Annotated in this window: 16 protein-coding genes; all 16 read right to left on the minus strand. The window is 63.1% G+C overall.

The window, feature by feature from the left end; genetic code table 11:
- Positions 1-37 precede the first annotated feature (37 nt).
- Positions 38-1,171: an ABC transporter permease gene (locus AC1RZR_RS29570; RefSeq protein WP_477273492.1), complete on the minus strand. Its 1,134-nt coding sequence runs from the start codon at positions 1,169-1,171 to the stop codon at positions 38-40.
- Positions 1,172-1,197: 26 nt separating this feature from the next.
- Positions 1,198-2,739, minus strand: a complete 1,542-nt coding sequence (locus AC1RZR_RS29575; protein ID WP_481826830.1) for a sugar ABC transporter ATP-binding protein — start codon at positions 2,737-2,739, stop codon at positions 1,198-1,200.
- Complete coding sequence (locus AC1RZR_RS29580; RefSeq protein WP_481826831.1) at positions 2,736-3,392, minus strand: DUF2291 family protein; 657 nt, start codon at positions 3,390-3,392, stop codon at positions 2,736-2,738. The genes AC1RZR_RS29575 and AC1RZR_RS29580 overlap by 4 nt, the downstream gene beginning before the upstream one ends.
- A gap of 33 nt (positions 3,393-3,425) precedes the next feature.
- Positions 3,426-4,448 (minus strand): sugar-binding transcriptional regulator, encoded by a 1,023-nt coding sequence (locus AC1RZR_RS29585; protein WP_481826832.1) that lies wholly within the window; start codon positions 4,446-4,448, stop codon positions 3,426-3,428.
- Between the two features lie 423 nt (positions 4,449-4,871).
- A complete protein-coding gene (locus AC1RZR_RS29590; RefSeq protein ID WP_481826833.1) occupies positions 4,872-6,584 on the minus strand; it encodes a glycerol-3-phosphate dehydrogenase/oxidase in 1,713 nt (570 codons plus the stop codon).
- Positions 6,581-7,357 carry a DeoR/GlpR family DNA-binding transcription regulator gene (locus tag AC1RZR_RS29595; RefSeq protein WP_481826834.1) on the minus strand — a complete coding sequence of 259 codons (777 nt, stop codon included), beginning with the start codon at positions 7,355-7,357 and terminating at the stop codon, positions 6,581-6,583. The genes AC1RZR_RS29590 and AC1RZR_RS29595 overlap by 4 nt, the downstream gene beginning before the upstream one ends.
- Positions 7,354-8,889: an FGGY-family carbohydrate kinase gene (locus tag AC1RZR_RS29600; RefSeq protein ID WP_481826835.1), complete on the minus strand. Its 1,536-nt coding sequence runs from the start codon at positions 8,887-8,889 to the stop codon at positions 7,354-7,356. The genes AC1RZR_RS29595 and AC1RZR_RS29600 overlap by 4 nt, the downstream gene beginning before the upstream one ends.
- 469 nt (positions 8,890-9,358) lie before the next feature.
- Positions 9,359-10,102 (minus strand): amino acid ABC transporter ATP-binding protein, encoded by a 744-nt coding sequence (locus tag AC1RZR_RS29605; protein ID WP_481826836.1) that lies wholly within the window; start codon positions 10,100-10,102, stop codon positions 9,359-9,361.
- Positions 10,099-11,073 (minus strand): amino acid ABC transporter permease, encoded by a 975-nt coding sequence (locus AC1RZR_RS29610; RefSeq protein ID WP_477273476.1) that lies wholly within the window; start codon positions 11,071-11,073, stop codon positions 10,099-10,101. The genes AC1RZR_RS29605 and AC1RZR_RS29610 overlap by 4 nt, the downstream gene beginning before the upstream one ends.
- Positions 11,074-11,133: 60 nt before the next feature.
- Positions 11,134-11,967 carry a transporter substrate-binding domain-containing protein gene (locus AC1RZR_RS29615; RefSeq protein ID WP_481826837.1) on the minus strand — a complete coding sequence of 278 codons (834 nt, stop codon included), beginning with the start codon at positions 11,965-11,967 and terminating at the stop codon, positions 11,134-11,136.
- 158 nt (positions 11,968-12,125) lie between these two features.
- Positions 12,126-12,512, minus strand: coding sequence for a carboxymuconolactone decarboxylase family protein (locus tag AC1RZR_RS29620; RefSeq protein WP_481826838.1), 387 nt, complete (start codon positions 12,510-12,512; stop codon positions 12,126-12,128).
- On the minus strand, positions 12,505-13,329 hold the full coding sequence (locus AC1RZR_RS29625) for an alpha/beta fold hydrolase (RefSeq protein ID WP_481826839.1): 825 nt from the start codon (positions 13,327-13,329) through the stop codon (positions 12,505-12,507). The genes AC1RZR_RS29620 and AC1RZR_RS29625 overlap by 8 nt, the downstream gene beginning before the upstream one ends.
- A gap of 5 nt (positions 13,330-13,334) precedes the next feature.
- A complete protein-coding gene (locus tag AC1RZR_RS29630; RefSeq protein ID WP_481826840.1) occupies positions 13,335-14,408 on the minus strand; it encodes an LLM class flavin-dependent oxidoreductase in 1,074 nt (357 codons plus the stop codon).
- 36 nt (positions 14,409-14,444) lie between these two features.
- Positions 14,445-15,956 (minus strand): aldehyde dehydrogenase, encoded by a 1,512-nt coding sequence (locus tag AC1RZR_RS29635; protein WP_481826841.1) that lies wholly within the window; start codon positions 15,954-15,956, stop codon positions 14,445-14,447.
- Positions 15,953-16,945, minus strand: a complete 993-nt coding sequence (locus AC1RZR_RS29640; protein WP_481826842.1) for a flavin reductase — start codon at positions 16,943-16,945, stop codon at positions 15,953-15,955. Before AC1RZR_RS29640 ends, AC1RZR_RS29635 begins: the two co-directional genes overlap by 4 nt.
- 191 nt (positions 16,946-17,136) lie before the next feature.
- On the minus strand, positions 17,137-18,942 hold the full coding sequence (locus AC1RZR_RS29645; RefSeq protein WP_481826843.1) for a helix-turn-helix domain-containing protein: 1,806 nt from the start codon (positions 18,940-18,942) through the stop codon (positions 17,137-17,139).
- Between the last annotated feature and the right edge of the window lie 115 nt (positions 18,943-19,057).

Below are 19,057 nucleotides of genomic sequence, written 5' to 3' on the forward strand. Positions count from 1 at the left end.
CATTCCTCCAAATGATTTACGCGGTATTGCTGCCAGTTCACATGGCAGTCTTCCCTTGGGCAGGATTGGCCGGCTCGGCCTTCCCCCGTTGCTGAGAAGTCGGTTGGCCACCTGTCGAGCTTGGGAGCTTGCTGCGGCGGCGATACTGAACGGCATTGAGGAGCACGGCGAGCACGATGACCGCGCCGGTGAACACTGTCTGCCAGTAGGACGAGATGCCGATGATCACCAGACCGTCGGAAAGGAAGCCGATGACGAAGGCGCCAAGCAGGGTTCCGCGGATGTTGCCGCGCCCGCCGGTCAGCGCCGCACCGCCGATGACGACGGCCGCGATGGCCGTCAGTTCGTAGGTGGTGCCGGCGGTCGGTCCAGCCGAGGTCAGCTGCGAGGACAGGATCAGGCCGGCAATGGCGGCACAGATGCCTGACAGCACATAGACGGAAACCTGCACCGTCTTGACCGGAACGCCGGACAGTTCGGCCGCGCGCTCGTTGCCGCCTGATGCGTAGAGCCAGCGCCCGAAGGCGGTGCGGTTCAAGACGATGCTGCCGATGAGCGCGATGACCGCGAGAACCACCACGCCGGTCGGCACGCCCAACAGGCGGTTGAAGCCGAGCGCATCGAAGCCGGTGTTTCCGAGCTCCGGCTTGCCGCCGAGATTGTTGTAGGTCAGGCCGCTGGTCATCAGCAGCGCCAGACCGCGGGCCATGTACATGACGCCCAGCGTGGCGACGAAAGCCGGAACCTTAAAGCGCGCGATGAGCACACCGTTGATCAGCCCGACGCCGGCGCCGAGCATGCAGGCAATCACCGCGACCACCCAGACCGGCGGATAGAGAACGACGCCCAGCCAGGTCAGCGTCACGCCTTGCATCAGGAAGCCGGCAACCACGCCGGCCAAGCCGAGCGTCGACCCCACCGACAGATCGATGCCGCCATTGAGGATGACGAGCAGCATGCCGACCGCGAGAATTCCGAAGATGGCGACATGCGAGGCCATGGTGAGGAAATTCGCCACCGAGAGGTAGTAGGGCGACAGGATCGAGAAGACGACGATGATGACGATCAGGGCAAAGAAAGCCCGGCCCTCGAGCAGCAGCTTGGCGAGATCGAAGCCTTCGCCGCGCGCGCTTGGACTGGACTGTTTTCTGGCCTGGCTGACGTCGGTCATGGTCGGGGCTCCGAAATTCCTGGTGATCAGGCGACCACGGCTTCGCCGGAGGCGGCCATGATCTGCTCTTTGGTGGCGTTGGCGCCGAACTCTGCTGAAATCCTGCCCCGGCGCATGACGACGATCCGGTGCGCAATGCTGAGGCACTCGTTGACCTCGGAAGTCGAGAAGACGACCGCCAGGCCTTGCGCGGCACGCTCGCTCAGCAAGCGGAAGACCTCGGCCTTGGCGCCGACATCGATGCCGCGGCTCGGCTCGTCGAGGAGGATGACTTTTGGGTTGGTCGTCAGCATCTTGCCGATGACGACCTTCTGCTGGTTGCCGCCGGACAGCGATCCGATCATGGCGTTGCCGCCCGCGGTCTTGACGGTCACCTTGCGGATCGACTCTTCGACCAGCTCTCGCTCCCTGGAGCGGGACAGAAACAGGCCTTTCGCAAACGCCTCGATGCTGGCAAGCGAAAGATTGCGGCCGACGGTCATCGTCTGCACCAGCCCATCGCGCTGGCGATCCTCGGGGACCAGAACAAGGCCTCTGGCGATGCGCTGGGCAATGCTCAGCCCCGAGACGTCCTCGCCTTCCAGCAGCGCACGGCCGCCCGCCATCGGCACCCGTCCGGCGACGGCCTCCAGCAATTCCGTGCGCCCGGCGCCCATCAGCCCATAGATGCAGACGATCTCGCCCGCCCTGACGTCCAGCGACAGGTGATCGACGACCGAATAGCCCGAGCCCGAAGTGTCTATGACGCTGACATCCTCGATCGACAGCGCGACCTCGCCGAATTCATGGCCGGTCGGCGGCGAGCCGAGATCGAAATTCTCGCCGACCATGTTGCGGACGATCCACTCGAGATCGATGTCCCCGGCTTCAGCCGTCGCCGTTATCGCGCCGTCGCGCAGGACAACGGCGTAATCGGTGATCTGCAGCGCCTCTTCGAGGTGATGCGAAATGTAGACGATGGATACGCCGCGGCTGGTCAGATCGCGGATCACCCTGAACAGCACTTCCACCTCGGTCGCGCTGAGTGCCGATGTCGGTTCGTCCATGATGAGGATGCGCGAGTTGACCGAGAGCGCCCGCGCGATCTCGACGATCTGCTGCTGGCCGAGGCGCAGATCCTCGACGAGGGTCATCGGGTCGATGTCCTCCTCGAGGTCGGCCATCAGCGCGCGCGCCTGGCGCGACTCCTCGACGAAGTCGAGGCCGGTCCTGGTGCGCAGTTCGCGGCCCATGAAGATGTTGTCGCGAACGCTGAGATTGGGCGCCAGGCTGAGTTCCTGGTGGATGATCGAGATGCCGCGATCGCGCGCGTCCGAGGACGAGGAAAAACTGACGAGATTGCCGTCGAGCACGATGTCGCCGGATGTCGGCGTGACGACACCGGACAGGATCTTCATCAGCGTCGACTTGCCAGCGCCGTTCTCTCCAAAAAGCGTGGTGACCTTGCCGCGATGGATGTCGAAATTGACGCCCTTGAGCGCATGAACGCCGCCATACGACATGACGATGTTGCGCGCCGAAAGCACGGCGTCTCCAGTCGCGGGCCCGGTGTCGGCAGCCGGTTTCATTGCACCTCCAGCCTCACCGGAGTGACCAGCCAGCTCTTCGGATTGACCAGCTTGAACGCGCCGACCACCGATATGGTCTTGCCGGTCAGGGCGCTGGTATCGACCTTTGCCAGGACTTCCTTCTTCATCTCGTTGTTCAGCGCCGAGCCAGCGTCCTGGTATTCGATCTGATTGGTGAACTGGCCAAACGTGATCTTGCCGGTGGCGTCGCGCAGTTCGGTGCCGTTAATCGCCGGGCCCGTCTGCACGCGAACCTGCAACGTGTCCGGCACGCCTTCGACGGCGACCTTGTAGATGCCCGATTTTCCCTCGCCGACGACGCCGCTGAACTTGACCGAGATGACCGGTCCGACGCCGGCGGGCACGCCGTATTCCTTTTCGGCCGTCGCCCTGTCCTTGGCGATCGCCGTCGCCACCGTCACCGCGTCGGCGGCGCGTGCTTCGACATCGGCCTGCACCTTGGGAAACTCCGACTTGCCATAGTCTGCCGCGGAAAAGACGGCGCTGCGAACGTCGCCCGCGGATCCGATCCTGACGACCTTGGTGTCGAGCGCCATGGCGCCGAGCAGAACCAGGACCGCGGCGGCAGCGATGGTCCGCCGCAGGCCAGGCGAGGTCTGACGGGTTGGTGCCGTGGTGGCCTTCGCGCTCATGACGCAACCGCCGGTGAAGCGGATTTGCCGTTGTTACGCATTTGACGATCCTCCGTTCACATGGTGCTTCGCCGCGCCGTACGCCGCATTGGATTGGCTTTGTTCGACAAGCGCACGGGCGGTGCATTCATCGGTGATCAGGCCGCTCAGGTAACGGCTTTCGAGCACCGCTTTGATCGCCCGCACTTTCACCTTGCCGCCGGCGACGGCGACGATCCTGCGGCCTTTCAACTGGTCACGCGGGAGCGCCAGGATTTTGTCCGACAGCGCCGTTTCCACCGGGCGCCCGTTGTCGTCGAAGAAGTGGGCGAGCAGCTCGCCGACGCCGCCATCACGTTTGACCTCATCGATTTCGGAATGCTCGATCATGCCGGTTGCGACCAGCGAGGCTTCCCGCTCGGCAGTCCCGATTCCGACGAACATCAGGTCGGACCGGCTTGCGAGAGCGAAGACATCGCTGATGCCGCGCTGGCCAAGCAGCACCTCACGGTCCTCGGCGGTGTTGGCGACGAAGGGTACCGGCATCACATAGGCCTGCGCGCCCGTCCGCTCCGCCAGCCGATGCATGACGTCGTGCGGGTTGGCCGCGAATTTTCGCGTCACCCCGCCAAGCAGCGAGACGAAACGGATGTGGGCGGCGGCGGTGCGCGTCAGATATTCGACGCTCGCTGCAAGGGTACGGCCATGACCGACGCCGATCAGCATGTCTTCGCCGCGATCAATCTCGCGCTTCAGAAACTGCGCGCCGGCGATGCCCAGACCCCTGAGCGGCAGGTCTTCCTGATCCAGATCCGGAACCACCTCGCAATAGTCGAGCCCGTATGCAGCGGTCAGGCGCTGCTCCAACTCCACGCACTCGGCGACGTCGCCGTCGATGAAGACCCTGACCAGACCTTCCTGGTTGGCCTTGGTGATGAGCCGATGTGCCTTGAGGCTGGTCAGGCCAAGCCGCTTGGCCACCTGGGCCTGCGTGAGACCGCCCGCATAGTGAAGCCAGGCCGCGCGCGTGGCGAGACTGGACTCGTGGTCGCGGTTAGCGGTTCCGCCGGATTTCAAGCCATCTCCTCCCTGAGATGATATTATTATCTTTGTGTGCAAAAATTTTCACATCCCTGCATCGCTGTCAATCCCTCTGCGGATCGGCTTCCAAGCCGCCGCGGGAATTCACAAGCCGCGCCCTCCCGATCCTCCTGCCGGCGCATCGGCGACCTCCGCCCATTAGCAGGTCGGCATGTTAGTTGATCATATGGCGATGTTAATTTAACGTCAATCGATGTTATTTAATGCCATCGCCGGTGGCCACGCAAAGATCATCGCCGCCGAATTATCCACTAAGTGTCTGCTTTTAATCAGATATACCCAACGGGATAAAAATCCCAATCCGGCTGTGAGTTGGGACGCTTTGCGGATGCGACGGCGCCATGGGCAAACCAGTCGGATTGCCTCAAGAAAGGGGCATTGGCACTGTCGATGGCGGGATCAGTCCAGCCGCATCAGGTTCCTGCCTTCGAGCTCCACAACGGCGGCCTCGACTTCCTGCGCAATGCGCTCAGCGCTCCAGCCCAGCGCCCGCCCGGCGATCACGGCAATCTCCTGCAGGTCCCGGCATGTCAGGGTGCCGCCTATGGCGAGCGTGCTGCGGCGCATGACGATATCGGCCAGATGTTCGACGAACTCGTTGCGGACGATGTAGTCGATCTCCGATTTGCCGTAGCCGCCGGAGTCCGGCAGATGGCCCTCACCATCCGGCCCGTACCTGGCGATCTCCAGGGCTCGGGTTCCGTAGCGGGACAGCAATTGGTCGAGACGTCGTTCCCCGATGCCCGTTTGCGACCGCGCCCGAGCCAGCCAGTCCGTGCGCGCTGCGGCATTGGCTGGGAAGTCCTTGCCGCCACCGATCGGCATGGATTGCGTCGTCACCTTGCGGCTGCGTTGCAGGCGGTCGAATATCGTGTTGGCGACTTCCTCGGCGAAGCCGCGAAATGTCGTCCATTTGCCGCCGACCAGCGAGATGACCGCGAAGGGCCTGTCCCGGTTCGGCTCGGCGACCGGGGCCGAATGGTCGCGGCTTATCAGGCCGGGCACCGATGTCTCCGACGCCGGCAGTGGCCTGATGCCGCTATAGGCATAGACGATCTGGTCACGTTCGAACGCCATGCCCGGCAGCAGGGCCCGCACACTCTCGAGCAGATACTCGACTTCGTCCGGTTCGCAGCGGACCTCGTCCGGGTTGTCGGCCTTGATGTCGGTCGAGCCGACCAGCGCCAGGCCGAGATAGTCGTAGACAAGGCAGATGCGGCCGTCATCGGCCTCGAAGTAGAGCATGCGGCCGGCCAGGCTTTTTACCAGGTCGTCATGCTTCAGCAGGATGTGCGAGCCCTTGGTGCCGCCGATCATCTTCGACGGCGCGCCAAGCAAGGCGTTGACATCGTCGATCCAGGGACCGGCGGCATTCACCACCAGCTTCGGCCGAACCGAAAATGCGGCGCCGCTTTCCGGCTGAAAGGTCAGCACGCCATTGGTTGAGTTCACCAGCGCCGTGTAGTTCGCGCTGGCCGAGGCTGCATTGGCCTGCAGCCCATCGAGGATCAGTTCGAGCACCAGCCTTTCGGGATGGCTTATCTTGGCATCGTAGTACGTGCCGGTGGCGACGATCGAAGGGTTGAGCGCCGGCATCTCACCGAGCGCCTGCCGCCGCCCGACCATGCGGTGGCGCGGCATGACCTGGTTTCGCGAGCCATAGAAATCGTAGATCATCAGGCCGATCTTGATCAGAATGGCGCCGCGGCTGCGCGGCGCGCTGGTCGAGCCGAACAGCGTTCGCAGCGCCGCCAGCATGCCCTTGCTCCAGGAGAAGATCGGGATGACGGTCGGCAGCGGGCTGACATAGTGCGGCGCGTTCTGCAAAAGCAGGTTGCGTTCGAGCGTCGACTGCGCCACCAGCCCGAACTCGCCGGTTTCGAGATATTTCAGGCCGCCATGGATGAGCCGCGACGGCGCGGCACTGGTGCCCGAGCCGAAATCCGCCTTGTCGACGATCAGGCAGCTGACGCCTTGCGCGCACAGGTCGCGAAACAGCCCCGCTCCGTTGATGCCAGCGCCAAGAATGACGACGTCGACCTCGCCGGTCCCGGCCATGGCCGCGAGCCGCCTGGCCGGGTTTTCCGCACCTGCTGCGTCGGCTGGACTCATTGTGCCTTTGTCTCGATGACGCGCAGCTTCACGCCGGCCCGTTCAAGGCTCTGCGCCTGTGCGTCGCCCAGCCCCCCGGTCGTCAGCACGGCATCGAAACTGGTCAGATCGTCGAAGACATGCAGCGCGATCCGATCGAATTTCGCATGGTCGACCAGCAGGATGCGTTTCACCGATGCGGCCATCATCGCCTGCTTGACCCGCACCACATTGGGATCCTGGATGAAAGCGGTGGTGCCAGTGATGGCCGATGCCGAACAGATCAGCACATTGGCGCGAAGCTGCGCCACGGCGTTCTCGCAGACGATGCCGATATAGGCATTGTAGGTGCCGTGGTACTTGCCGCCGAGACAGATGAAGTCGATGTCGTCGACATTGGTCAACAGCGAAGCCGTCGCTACGCTGTTGGTGATGACGGTCAGCGGCTTGATGTCGAGCAGCAGCGTGGCGACGGCGTTCGCGGTCGACGAATTGTCCAGCATGACCACCTGTCCGGCTTCGACATAATCCAGTGCCGCCCGCGCCAGCGTATCCTTCTCGGCTCTGTTGACCGTCACGCGATAACGAAAGGCACTTTCGTAGAGACCGGAAGGCTGAACCGTCACCGCACCGTGCAGCTTGCGCAGCACGCCCTGCTGCGCCAGCCGGTCGATATGCCGGTGGATGGTCATGCGCGATACGCCGAAATGCTCGACCAGATCGTCGATGCGCACCTGGCCGAGCTTGATCACATAGTCGGCGATCTCTTCGCGTCGTTCGTCGGCCTTGATCATGCGGTCCCCCTGGTGTCCGGCCGCGCCAGCCTTTCGATGTCAGGCCATTGCGACTTCAGCTGCTCGGCGATGCGGCAATAGAGGGAAAAGCGCTCGTTGAACACAGCACTGGAGGCGGGCACCGGCTGATACTGGCGCGCCGTCATGCTGACCTGCCTGGCGCCCTGCTGCGGCGTCGCGAAGATGCCGACCGCGGCGCCGGCGCAAAGGGCGGCACCCAAGGCGGCGGCCTCGTCGGTCGAGGTGATGGTGACCGGAGCGTCCAGCACGTCGGCAAACATCTGGACGAAGGCCGGGTTGCGCGAACCGCCGCCGGTCAGGCGGATCTCGCGAACGGCGAAGCCCTCGCGCAAGGCTTCGACATGGGTGCGATGATTGAAGACTATGCCTTCCAGAACCGCCTTCAGCATGTCGCCGCGATTGTGCCAGCCGTGCAGGCCGACAAAACTGCCGCTGGCCACGTCACCATGGGGGGAGCCGAACAGATAGGGATGAAACAGGATGGTCGAAGGCTTCTTAAGCGCCGCGTCGATCTCGCTCGCCAGCAGTTCGTGGATCGAGCCGCCATCCGCGTTTGTCCTGTCCTGTTCCGAGCGGCAGAACGTGTCGAGAAACCAGTCGTAGTTCGCGGTCGAGGCCGGCGAGATCGCCATGTTGTTCCAGCTCCCTGCATCGATGGCGTTACGACAGAACCAACGCCGGTCGACGCGCGGTTTTGAAGAGACGACTTCGTTGATGGAATAGGTCCCGGCGACGATGGCGAGCACGCCCTCCTCATGGCCGCCCATGCCCAGTGCTGAGGCGGTCACGTCGTGCAGGCCGCACGCGACCGGTGTTCCCTGGCGAAGGCCAGTCATTTCGGCGGCATCGGCGGTGACGTGACCGACGATGTCGGCCGAATGCGCAACCGGCGGCAGCGCGCCGAAAAGGTCGGCCAACCCGAAGACCTGCATCGCTTCCGGCGCGTAAGCCTGGGTGCGGTAATCGGTGAACGACGTGCTCGCCTCCGTACGGTCGGTACCGATCGTGCCGGTCAGGCAAAAGCGAAGCCAGTCCTTGCAGGCCAGCACGTGGCCGATGCGACCATAGCGATCGGGATCGTTCTGCTTGATCCATGCAAGCAGCGCCGATGGCGCCGAGACATGCGGCGCCTGGCCCGTGCGCGCGAGCGCTTCGTCGAAGACCGTATCCGCCGACCATCTTTCGACAATCTCGCCGGCGCGGCTGTCGAGCGACAGGATGCCTGGCCCTAGCGGCCGGCGATCCTTGTCGAGCAGATAGAGACCGTCGCCATGCGCGGTCGCCGCCACCGCCTTGATGTCGTCCGCAGGCCGGCCACACAGGGCGATCGCTTCCTTGATTGCATCGGCGGTCGCTTGCCAGAGGCCCGCCATGTCGCGCTCCACCCAGCGCGCATGGGGCATCGACTGCGGCACCCGGCGACGCGCCACCGACAACTGCGTGCCATCGGCATCGAAGATCACCGCCTTGGTAACCGTGAGACCGTTATCGATTCCAAGCAAACTGGGCATGATCACCGCCTCTTTCAGCAACTGGCGATGCGCACTGCACGACAATCCTGCAGGCTGGGGCAAGGGCGACAGACATAACAACAAGCGAGGGGCAACGGCGATACAAAGCGGCGGGTACCTTGCGGACTGAACGAACCATATCGCGATGTTAATTTAACGTCAATATGTGAGACAATGACGCCCGCGCCGTTGAAATCGAGCGTGATCAAAGATACGAAATTTTCAAACTCTATGATTCAGTTGAATTTTTTCGTTCCTGAAATATCCCATTCGGGTCGTTCATTCGATCGGCGAACGCCATTGATGGGCTCAGTTCGCCGACAAGCTGAACTCATGAACGCTGCTGCCGGGACCGGACGGCCAGCTGGCCGGCAGAACAGCTTGGGGCTTTCAATTTCGCCGTCGGGCGCCAAACCTGACGGCAGCTGCATAGTCGATTGCGAGAGTGATATCAGAACTGCCGGCAGCGCTAGTGTTTTAGTATCTGGCTCAGAAACAGTTTCGTGCGGGCATGTTGGGGACTGCCGAAGAAGCTGTCCGGCTTGCCTTCCTCGACGATCTGGCCGGCGTCCATGAAGATCACGCGGTCGGCCACCGCACGCGCAAAGCCCATTTCATGGGTGACGCAAACCATGGTCATGCCATCGCGGGCAAGGCCGGTCATGGTGTCGAGCACTTCCGACACCATTTCGGGGTCGAGTGCCGACGTCGGCTCGTCGAACAGCATCACCGCCGGCTTCATGCACAGGCTGCGCGCGATCGCGACGCGCTGCTGCTGGCCGCCGGACAGCTGGACCGGGAATTTGTTCGCCTGTTCGGGGATGCGCACGCGTTCGAGAAACTGAAGCGCGGTCTTGCGCGCTTCGGCTGCCGGGACACCCTTGACCCACATCGGACCCGCCATGCAGTTCATCAGCACCGTCATGTGCGGAAACAGGTTGAAGTGCTGGAACACCATGCCGACATTGCTGCGCACATCGGCGACGTTCTTCATCCCTGGGTGGAGGTGCACGCCGTTCACGGTGATGTCGCCGGCCTGATGCGCTTCGAGGCGATTGAAGCAGCGGATCAGCGTCGACTTGCCGGAACCGGACGGCCCGCAGATGACGATGCGCTCGCCCTTTTGGACCGTCAGGTTGATGTCCTTCAGCGCATGGAATTTGCCGTACCATTTGGATACGGCTTTGGCTTCGATGATCGGCGCAGCGCTCATCGCACCTTGCTCCTGGCGTAGTGCCGTTCGATGCGGGACTGGATCAGTTCGAGGCAGATCGACAGCATCCAGTAGATGACCGAGGCCGAAATCAGCATCTCCATGTGCTGGAAGGTCTTCTGGCCGAGCGTGCGGGCGAGGAACATCAATTCCCAGACGCCGATGACCGACACCAGCGAACTGTCCTTGAGCATCGAGATGAACTGGTTGCCGGTCGGCGGAATGATCACGGGAAGCGCCTGCGGCAGGATGATCCTTCGCATGGTCAGCGAAAAGCCGAAGCCCATCGAGCGCGACGCCTCCCACTGGCCGCGATCGATGCTCTGGATGCCCGAGCGGAAAATCTCAGTCATGTAGGCGCCGTAGCATAGCGACAGCGCCAGGATGCCGGCCGGCACGGCGCCGACCACGAAGCCGAGCTGCGGCAGGCCGAGATAAATCAGATAGACCTGCATCAAAAGCGGCAGGCCGCGAAAGAACGAGGTGTAGAAGCTGGCGATGGCATAGGCAAAGCCGTTGGTGGACAGTTTGGCGACCGCACCCAGGATTGCGATCAGCGAGGCGATGATGATGGAGATCGCCGAAACATAAAGCGTCGTGACGACGCCCTGGGAAATCAGGAACGGCAGCTTTTGCCAGATGAAGGGCAGACTGAGATGGAAGGTCTGGAAGAAGGCCAGAAAGAGCAGCAGCAGCTCCGCCCAGACGATGGCTATCTGGACGCGCAGCGAGGCGAAGCCGATCAACACGACGTTGAAGATGAAGAGAAGTGCTATGATGAAGGCAATGGCAAACCTGCCGTAGAGACCACTCTGGGACGGCTCACCGATGACCGGGCGCATCAATTCGCCAAAGCCGGTCGATGTCAGGTTGAAGGCAAGGAAGATCGCAAAGACGACGCCAAACATCGTCGCGATAAACCACGGCTTGTGCACGAGAATTTCAGCTTCGACGGTATCCGGATAGAGCATCGTCTGTCCCTTGGATGATTTGGCGGCCTGCCCACGGCAGACCGCCAGCGAAAGTCGAGATTATTTTACGATGGAATAATCGACCCCGTACCACTTCTTGGACAGTGTGCTGAGCGTGCCGTCTGCCTTCATGGCCTTCACCGCATCGGCGATCTTGGCCGAGAATTCGGGATCGCCATGTTCGATGGCGACAGCCAGCGGTTCATAGAACACCGGATCGCCGATCTGCTTGATCGGATAGCCTGCCTTCACCGCATCGAGGATACTGGGCAGCGACGACACGACAGCGTCCAGCCGAACGCCATCACCAATCCGCAGATCGTCGAAGGCGGTGGTGGAGTTCTCGTAGGAGTGCACCTCTTTCGGATTGAGCTTGTACTCGAAAGGCGGTGCGCCGGCGGCGTCGAGCGTCAGATCCTTCTTGGCATAGGCCTCGAAAGTCGATGTCGTCGTCGCGCCGACGACCTTGCCGTCGAGATCGCTCAACGACGCGGCCTTGCTGTCCTTGTGCACGGCAACAGCGGCCGGGGTGTAGTAGTAAACAGCGGGAAAATCGAAAATCTCGGCCCGCTTCTTGGTCGGCGTCATCGAGCCGACATGCATGTCCCAGCGGCCGACCCAGTTGCCGGCCGTGATGATGTCCCAGCCTGGCGTCACGAACTCTACCTTGACGCCGATGCGCTTGCCGATTTCCTTGGCGACGTCGACGTCAAAGCCGTCCAGCTCGTTGTTGGCGTTGAGGAAGGACTGCGGCGCCCAATTGGCATCGGTGGCGACTTTGAGGGTGCCTGCCGCCATCACGCGGTCCAGCACCGCGCCGGCGTGCGCGGGAAGCGCTGCGATAGCCAAGGCCAGCGAGGCCGCCAGCGTCGTCAATCTGAGAGATGTTTTCATATGTTCAGTTCCCCTTGTTGTTTGCTAATTTAGAGACGAGCCGTCTGGCACCGTCTTCCGGCGAGCCAGAGGAGGTTTTTCGTGGTGGTTGCTCGGAAGGATGGTAAGCCGGCCTCTGTCCTTGAGCTTCCGGCTAGGACGCATTCCACCTGCCCCGATCATCGCGTTTGCGCCTTGATCTCGTCGCGCACCGAGCGCGCCACCCGAAAGCTCTCGACGCCGGCCGGAATGCCGCAATAGACTGATATCTGGATCAAAGCGGCGCGGAGTTCGTCGTCGCTGAGACCGTTTCGCATCGCACCCCGGAAATGCACGCCGAATTCATGCATCCGCCCCAGCGCCGCGAGCATGCCGAGATTGAGCAGGCTGCGCTGCTTGAGGTCGAACGCCTCGTCCGTCCAGCATGTGCCCCAGCAATACTCGTTGAGGATCTCCTGGAACGGCCGTGAGAGGTCGTCGGCATTGCCGATCGCCCGGTCGACATAATCGTCGCCGAGAACCGTACGCCGGACCGTTTCGCCGGCTTTCTGGAAGTCGCTATCCATGGCTGGCTGCCCCCGCTTGCTCAGCGTGTTCGGTCAGGAAATCCGCCATCAGGCCGGCCACCTGCGCCGGCGCCTCGACCAGGATCGAATGCCGCAATCCAGGCAGGATCTCGAGCCGCGAGCCGCGGATCTGATCGTGCATGTGGCGCGCCATGCGCGGATTGGATCCCTGATCGTCCTCGCCGGTGACGATCAGCGTCGGCGCCCTGATCTGGTCGAGGATGCCGCCAAAGTCGGTCTCGGCCAGCACCCGGTAGGCGGCGGCGTAGCATGCCGGATCGTTTTCGGCATCGCGCCGGCGCAGCTCGGCAATCATATCCGGATTGCGCTGCTGAAATTCCTCGGTCAGCCAGCGCGACAGCGACGCGGCATGGTGCGCACTCGGCTGGCTGGCGGCCAGGGCGGCAAGACGACCGAGAACGGCCTGGCGTTCTTCCGGCAGACGTCCGGCGATGGTTGCCAGCAGCACGAGCCGGCGCAACCGGTGGGGATGGGTCAGGGCGAGGCGCTGGGCAATCAGGCCGCCCAGCGAAAAGCCGGCCAGGTGGAAACTTGCGAAGCCGACATGATCGGCCAAGGCCAGCGTGTCATGGACGAAGTCGTCGATCTCGTAGCGGCCCTTGATGCGCGTCGACCGGCCGTGGCCGCGCAGATCTGATGTCAGCACCGTGAACTGATCCGGCAGGCGGGCGGCCACGCCGCCCCACGCTTCCAGATAGGAGCCGACGCCATGGATGCAGACCAGTTTCTGCGGGCCGTTTCCGTCGACACGGTAGTTGAGCGTGACGTCGCCATGGACGAAGGAATTGGCCGCCATTGCCGTCAGCGCCCCACCGCGACGGCCTTGGCACGATCCCGAGCAGCGAAATGCGGCATGACCTCGTCGACGAACAGCCGGATCGTCTTCTTCTGCAGCTCGAACGGCAGGTTGAAGGTGAGCCCAAGGCAAAACTGATCGACGCCCGCGGCCTCGTAATCCTCAAGCTTCTCGATGATCTCGTCGGGCGTGCCGAACATCAGGTTCCTGCGGATGCTCTCGGGGTTGTAATTGTCCTTGCCCTTGACGCTTTCGTACGGGACGGCTTCGGGAAAACCGTTCTTCACCGTGCCGATGTTCTGGAACAGGTTCTCGAAGGCGCGCCCGTAATCAATGGCGTGGCGGACGGCGACTTCCCATTCCTCCGGCCTTTCATAGACGCAGGTGCGGCGCTGCATCATCAGACGCGGGCGCCGCACCTCCGGGTGATCGGCGACCGCCTTGCGGAATTTTTCGCCAAGCACGGCGATTTCAGCGGCGGGGGCGGAAAGCGGCGTCGACAGGATGTTGGCGCCGATGCCGACAGCCCAGTCGAACGTGCCGGGATCACGTGCCGCGACCCAGATCGGCGGATGCGGCTGCTGCAGCGGCTTGGGCACGCCGGCGGCAAGCGGAAAATTCCAGTAGTGGCCCTGATGCGCGTAGTCCTCGGCCCATAGTTTCTTCACCGCCGGCACCAGTTCCTTCAGATAGGCGACGCCTTCCTGCTGCGGCATGCCTTCGGCCATGCGGTCGAATTCATACTGGTAGGATCCGCGCGCGATGCCGAACTCCAGCCGGCCGCAGGTCAAATGGTCACAAAGCGCGGCTTCGCCGGCCAACCGGATCGGGCTCCAGTACGGCGCCACGAGCGTCGAGGTACCGAGCCTGATCTGCTGGGTGTGCTGCGCCAGCCATGTCAGCGTCATCAGCGGGTTGGGCGAAATGGTGCACTCGATCGTGTGATGCTCCGCCGTCCACAACGTTTCGAAGCCGCCCTCGTCGGCCATGACAGCCAGTTCGAGCAGGTTGTTCTTCACCGTCGCCATCGATGTCTCCGGCGAGAAGCGCTCCATGGTCAGCGACACTGCGAATTTCATGTTCTTGTCCCGTTAGATGTTTTGGCTTGATGGGGCTCAGCGCAGGCGGATGACGAACGGGTCCTGCATGGCCCCGGAGTAATCGATGACCACGTTCTTCAGCCGCGAGAATTCCTGCATCACGTCAAAGCCGCCGCGGCGGCCGTAGCCGCTTTCCTTGAAGCCGCCATTCGCCGACATGAAGGAAGACGCGCGATAGGTGTTGATCCAGACGGTTCCGGCATCGATGTTGCGGGCAAAACGCAGCGCCCGATCGATGTCCTTGGTCCAGATTCCGGAAGCCAGCCCATAGCGCGTGTCGTTGGCAAGCGCGGTCATCTCCTCCTCCGAAGAAAACGGGATGACGCCGACCACCGGTCCGAAAATCTCGTCCTGCATGAACTCCATGTCGTTGCGGGCATCGACCATGACGGTCGGTTCGAAATACCAGCCGCCACCAAGGTCCGCCGATTGCGGCCGCCGGCCGCCGGCCGCGATCCTGGCGCCCTGGCGGACGCCCGACGCGACATAGGCTTCGACCTTGGCAAGCTGTGCCGACAGCGCCAGCGGGCCAATGTCGGTATCATCATCCATGGGATGGCCGACCCTGACCCGCCTGGTGCGCTCGACCAGCGCATCCACGAAGCGGTCATAGGCGCTGGCTTCGACAAAGCAGCGCGATCCGGCGACGCAGCTTTGACCGGCCGCCGCGAAGATGCCCGACACGACGCCGTTGACGGCATGTTCGATGTCCACGTCGGCGAAGACGACATGCGGTGATTTGCCGCCAAGCTCCATCTGGCAGGGAACCAGGTTGGCCGCAGCGTTGGTGGCAATGCGCCGGCCGGTGGCGGTGCTGCCGGTGAAGACGATCTTGGCGACGCCGGGGTGACGTGTCAGCGCCTCGCCGGCGCTGGCTCCGGTGCCGGTCACGACATTGACGACGCCTGCCGGAAAACCGGCTTCCATGATCAGCTCGGCCAGCGTGAGCGTCGAGGCCGTGGCATGCTCGGAAGGCTTGATGACGACGGTGTTGCCGAGCGCAAGGCAAGGCGCCAAGGTCCCGGTCAGAAGCATCAGCGGCGAATTCCACGGCGTGATCATGCCGACGACGCCAAGCGGCTCGCGCAGGTTGAAGTTCAGCATGTCGAGCTTGTTGACGGGTATGGTGTCGCCCAGCAGCTTGTCGGCCATGCCGGCGAAATAGCTGTAGGAATCCGGCATGGCGCGCATCTGCGCCCGCATTTCCTTGATGAGCTTGCCATTGTCGCGCGTCTCGATCAGCGCCAGTTCGTCGGCATGGTCCAGCACGAGTTGCGCCAGCCGGTGCACAAGCTTGCCGCGGTCGGTCTGGGTCATCCGGCGCCATGCCGGATCGGCAAAGGCTGCTCGCGCGGCGGCTACGGCCGCATCGATATCGGATGCGTCGGCCTCGGCCAGTTCATACCAGGGCTCGCCGGTCGTCGGATCATAACTCGCAATGTACTGCCCGCTTTTCGGGGCAACGAAGCTGCCGCCGATGAAAAGCGCCTGGCGCGAGTTCTCGAGCGATTTGACGGTCGTTTTCATGGCTTTTCCTGTTCCGCGTCCCGGGGGCCATGCGACCATGGCTGTGAGGCGCCTTCGATCCTGGCGAGGCGGCCGCCATCGCCCGAATCCATGTAGATGCTGAAGGAATCGTCGCGCCGCTCGCGGCTGTAGCGGCGCAGCAGCGCGCGGATCTCGCCGGCTGGGATGTCCTCGTATGGAAGATCAGCCAGGGAGAAGAACCGGAACCCCGCGGGCATGGTGAAGGCGGCCGAGGTGCCGGAGAGACGTGCGCGATAGATAAGGTAGCCAGGATCGCTGTCGGCGACATCGAAGACCGAATAGAGGAACGTCTCGTCAGGCAGCAGCGTCAGCGCATCGCCGCCTTCGAGCTTGAGTTCGTTTTCCGCTTTCCGGCTCTTGGCGCTGGGTAGCACCCAGCCCCCCTTGCCGTCGGAGCGCAGCAGGATGTTTCCGTCGGCTTCGATCAGGTAGCCGACGATCATGCTGTGGGAGGCAAGCCAGCCCGGCGGCAGCGGATCCTTGACGGACGCATAGCGGCCCCGGCAGAAGCCGAGCGGCGCCGATGGACTGGTGCCGAACGCCTGCACCGCGCCGATGAGCACAACATGATCGCCGGCATCGACGCGGTCGTGCACGGTGCAGTCGAACCAAGTTAGGCACTCGTTGAGGATCGGCGCGCCGGTGTGGACACGGTCATGCCTGACGGACCCGAACTTGTCGTGAGCCTTCGAGGCGAAGACCGTCGAGACGTCGGCCTGCCCCTCGTGCAGCAAATTGACGGCGAACGAATTGGAGGCGTTGAACGCCGCATAGCTCGCCGCCGCCTTGCCGACGCAAACCAGGAGAAGCGGCGGATCAAGCGAGACGGAGGTGAAGGAGTTCGCCGTCATGCCGCGCGGCGTGCCATCGCCGTCGCGCGTGGTGATGACCGTCACGCCGGTCACGAAGGTTCCGAAAGCCCTTCTGAGGGCGATCGGATCGATCGTCGGTTGCGGGGTGGTCAGCATCTGGCCTCGTGGTCCCTTTCGGATTGCACGAAACGTTAGCCGCTCATTCGCAGCCGTTCTTCCTCCTGTTGAGAGGAACAGGCGGCGGAGATCCTGCTGTGTTTGCGAGCAAGAGGGGAAGGCGCGATCCGGTCAGCAGAGGTCGTGTTCCCAAGCCGGAAACGGTCCGCTCGGCGGAGCCTGGACTGAGGTTATTTTTCCGTGGAGCCGCGGCTGTCGATGACCTCGCGCAAGCGAATGGCGAGTTCAAAGGCAAAGCGCCGCTCGGGCGTATCGAGATTGACGCCGAACAGTTCCTGGATGCGCGCCAGCCGGTATCGCAAGGTGGTCACGTGCAGGCCCATCGCGTCGGCACAGGCCTGGCTGCGGCAGCCCTCGCGTAGATAGGCGAACAGCGTCTCCATATAGGGCGTTCCATGCTGGCGGTCGTGGTCGGCGATCGCGCCGACGCTGTCCTGCACGAAGCCGCGAACGTCCTCGACATCGGCGGCCGCGACCAGCATCGGCAAGGGGCCGAAATCCTGGCTGGAAAAGACGCCGGTGCGGCCGAACGAGCGGCCGATGCCGATCATGCGTCGGCAGCGGTCCCATGCCGCCGGGTAGTCCGAGAGTTTCACGCAGAGGCCGGACAGAACGACGAAAGGCTCCTGACCGAAATAGCGGCCGAGTTCCTCGGCGATCTTGCGCAGCAGTTTGTTGACACGCTCCTTGTCGTCACCCAGTTCGGGCGGGATCAGACAGACAAGGCCGTTGTCGACGACGATGATGCCTGCCGCGACCGAACTCTGCTGCAGCAGCCGGATCACGGCATGATGCGGGTCGACCGAACGTCCGGCGTTGCTTTTCGCGGCTTCAGGCAGGTCGATGACGATCATCTGCTGCGGTGACGCGAGGCCGATGCCCAGCCGCTGCGCCCGCTGCATGACATCCGCGGCGTCGTGCCAACGATGCTCGACGACCTCCATGAACAGCTCCGTCAGCGTGCGCGTTTCGAAACGGAAGCGGATGAAACTGCGCATCATCTGGACGCTGAGCGCGAACTTGGCGCTGTCGAGCAACAGCAGGTCGAGCTGGCTGAACGGCTGCTGCATGGTGAAGATGACCAGGGCGCCAACAGCCTCCGCGTCGACGCTCAGCGGTTCGATTTTCGCGGTGACGCGCAGACGGCGCGTGCCGTCGTCGAGAAAGAAAGTGTGGGGCTCAGTCTGCGGCAGATCCACCGCCGACCGCGCGGCCTTCATGATCTGCCGGTGCAAGGTCGTGTTGGCGGCAAGCTGCCAGGCCGCGTCGTCGAAATGCTTCTCGCTCGGCGAGCGGCTGGCAACGATCAGGTTCGCCGTGAAATCGACCACGACCACCGGGTTGGGGACAAGCGCGCTGATCTTGCCGGCAAGCGAGGAAACCGAGCTTTCCGCCAGGGCCTGCTGCAGCAGGGAGGTATGGGCCTGCAGCGCCTGCTGGAGCCGTTCCGCCGCGCGCTTTTCCGCACGCAGCTTGTGCTGTTTCTCGACGGCGATCTCGCCGAGATGGACGATCATGCCTATGAAGGCGAGATCGTCGGCACTGACATCCATGATCTCGCGCGAGACGACGCTGAGCACCATCGGCCGGCCGTCCTCGTCGACGCAGTTCATCGGCATCACGAGAACGCTGCGGTAGTCGCGTTCGAAGGCCTCGCGGCGATAGCCGGAAAATTCCTCCGAAACCCGCGCATCGCGGATATAGACCGGTTCGTTGCGCTGCAGGGCGATGATCGATGGGCTGGTGGCGAGTTCCCAGCGGTCGGGCAGCGGACGCTGGATCAAGGTCGGATCGTGACGAACGATGACATAGGCATGGCCATGCGGCGCGTCGATGCTCATGATCGAGCCCATCGTCCACTTGGCATGCCGGCAGGCGGCCAACACCAGATCGCGCAGCACGGTGCTGAGATCGCCGCCGGAATTGATCAGGCTGGCGGCATCCCGCAAGGACAGGATTTGCGACTGGTGGTTCACTTCTCGATCCTGTGGGCCGATCTGTTCCTGCTGATCCATCGAGGCTGGATATAAGCAATTCGCAGCCTTGCGAAGCTACACGGCTTCCGACAGCGAGACATCCAGATTTTCCTCC

The organism is Mesorhizobium bavaricum (assembly GCF_056781655.1).

What these genes read in the sequence shown, in the direction of transcription:
- AC1RZR_RS29635 (WP_481826841.1), bottom strand. Translation starts at nt 15,956, where the DNA reads ATGAAAACGACCGTCAAATCGCTCGAGAACTCGCGCCAGGCGCTTTTC.
- AC1RZR_RS29605 (WP_481826836.1), bottom strand. Translation starts at nt 10,102, where the DNA reads ATGAGCGCTGCGCCGATCATCGAAGCCAAAGCCGTATCCAAATGGTAC.
- AC1RZR_RS29575 (WP_481826830.1), bottom strand. Translation starts at nt 2,739, where the DNA reads ATGAAACCGGCTGCCGACACCGGGCCCGCGACTGGAGACGCCGTGCTT.
- AC1RZR_RS29640 (WP_481826842.1), bottom strand. Translation starts at nt 16,945, where the DNA reads ATGCTGACCACCCCGCAACCGACGATCGATCCGATCGCCCTCAGAAGG.
- AC1RZR_RS29570 (WP_477273492.1), bottom strand. Translation starts at nt 1,171, where the DNA reads ATGACCGACGTCAGCCAGGCCAGAAAACAGTCCAGTCCAAGCGCGCGC.
- AC1RZR_RS29620 (WP_481826838.1), bottom strand. Translation starts at nt 12,512, where the DNA reads ATGGATAGCGACTTCCAGAAAGCCGGCGAAACGGTCCGGCGTACGGTT.
- AC1RZR_RS29630 (WP_481826840.1), bottom strand. Translation starts at nt 14,408, where the DNA reads ATGAAATTCGCAGTGTCGCTGACCATGGAGCGCTTCTCGCCGGAGACA.
- AC1RZR_RS29595 (WP_481826834.1), bottom strand. Translation starts at nt 7,357, where the DNA reads ATGATCAAGGCCGACGAACGACGCGAAGAGATCGCCGACTATGTGATC.
- AC1RZR_RS29590 (WP_481826833.1), bottom strand. Translation starts at nt 6,584, where the DNA reads ATGAGTCCAGCCGACGCAGCAGGTGCGGAAAACCCGGCCAGGCGGCTC.
- AC1RZR_RS29615 (WP_481826837.1), bottom strand. Translation starts at nt 11,967, where the DNA reads ATGAAAACATCTCTCAGATTGACGACGCTGGCGGCCTCGCTGGCCTTG.
- AC1RZR_RS29610 (WP_477273476.1), bottom strand. Translation starts at nt 11,073, where the DNA reads ATGCTCTATCCGGATACCGTCGAAGCTGAAATTCTCGTGCACAAGCCG.
- AC1RZR_RS29625 (WP_481826839.1), bottom strand. Translation starts at nt 13,329, where the DNA reads ATGGCGGCCAATTCCTTCGTCCATGGCGACGTCACGCTCAACTACCGT.
- AC1RZR_RS29580 (WP_481826831.1), bottom strand. Translation starts at nt 3,392, where the DNA reads ATGAGCGCGAAGGCCACCACGGCACCAACCCGTCAGACCTCGCCTGGC.
- AC1RZR_RS29600 (WP_481826835.1), bottom strand. Translation starts at nt 8,889, where the DNA reads ATGCCCAGTTTGCTTGGAATCGATAACGGTCTCACGGTTACCAAGGCG.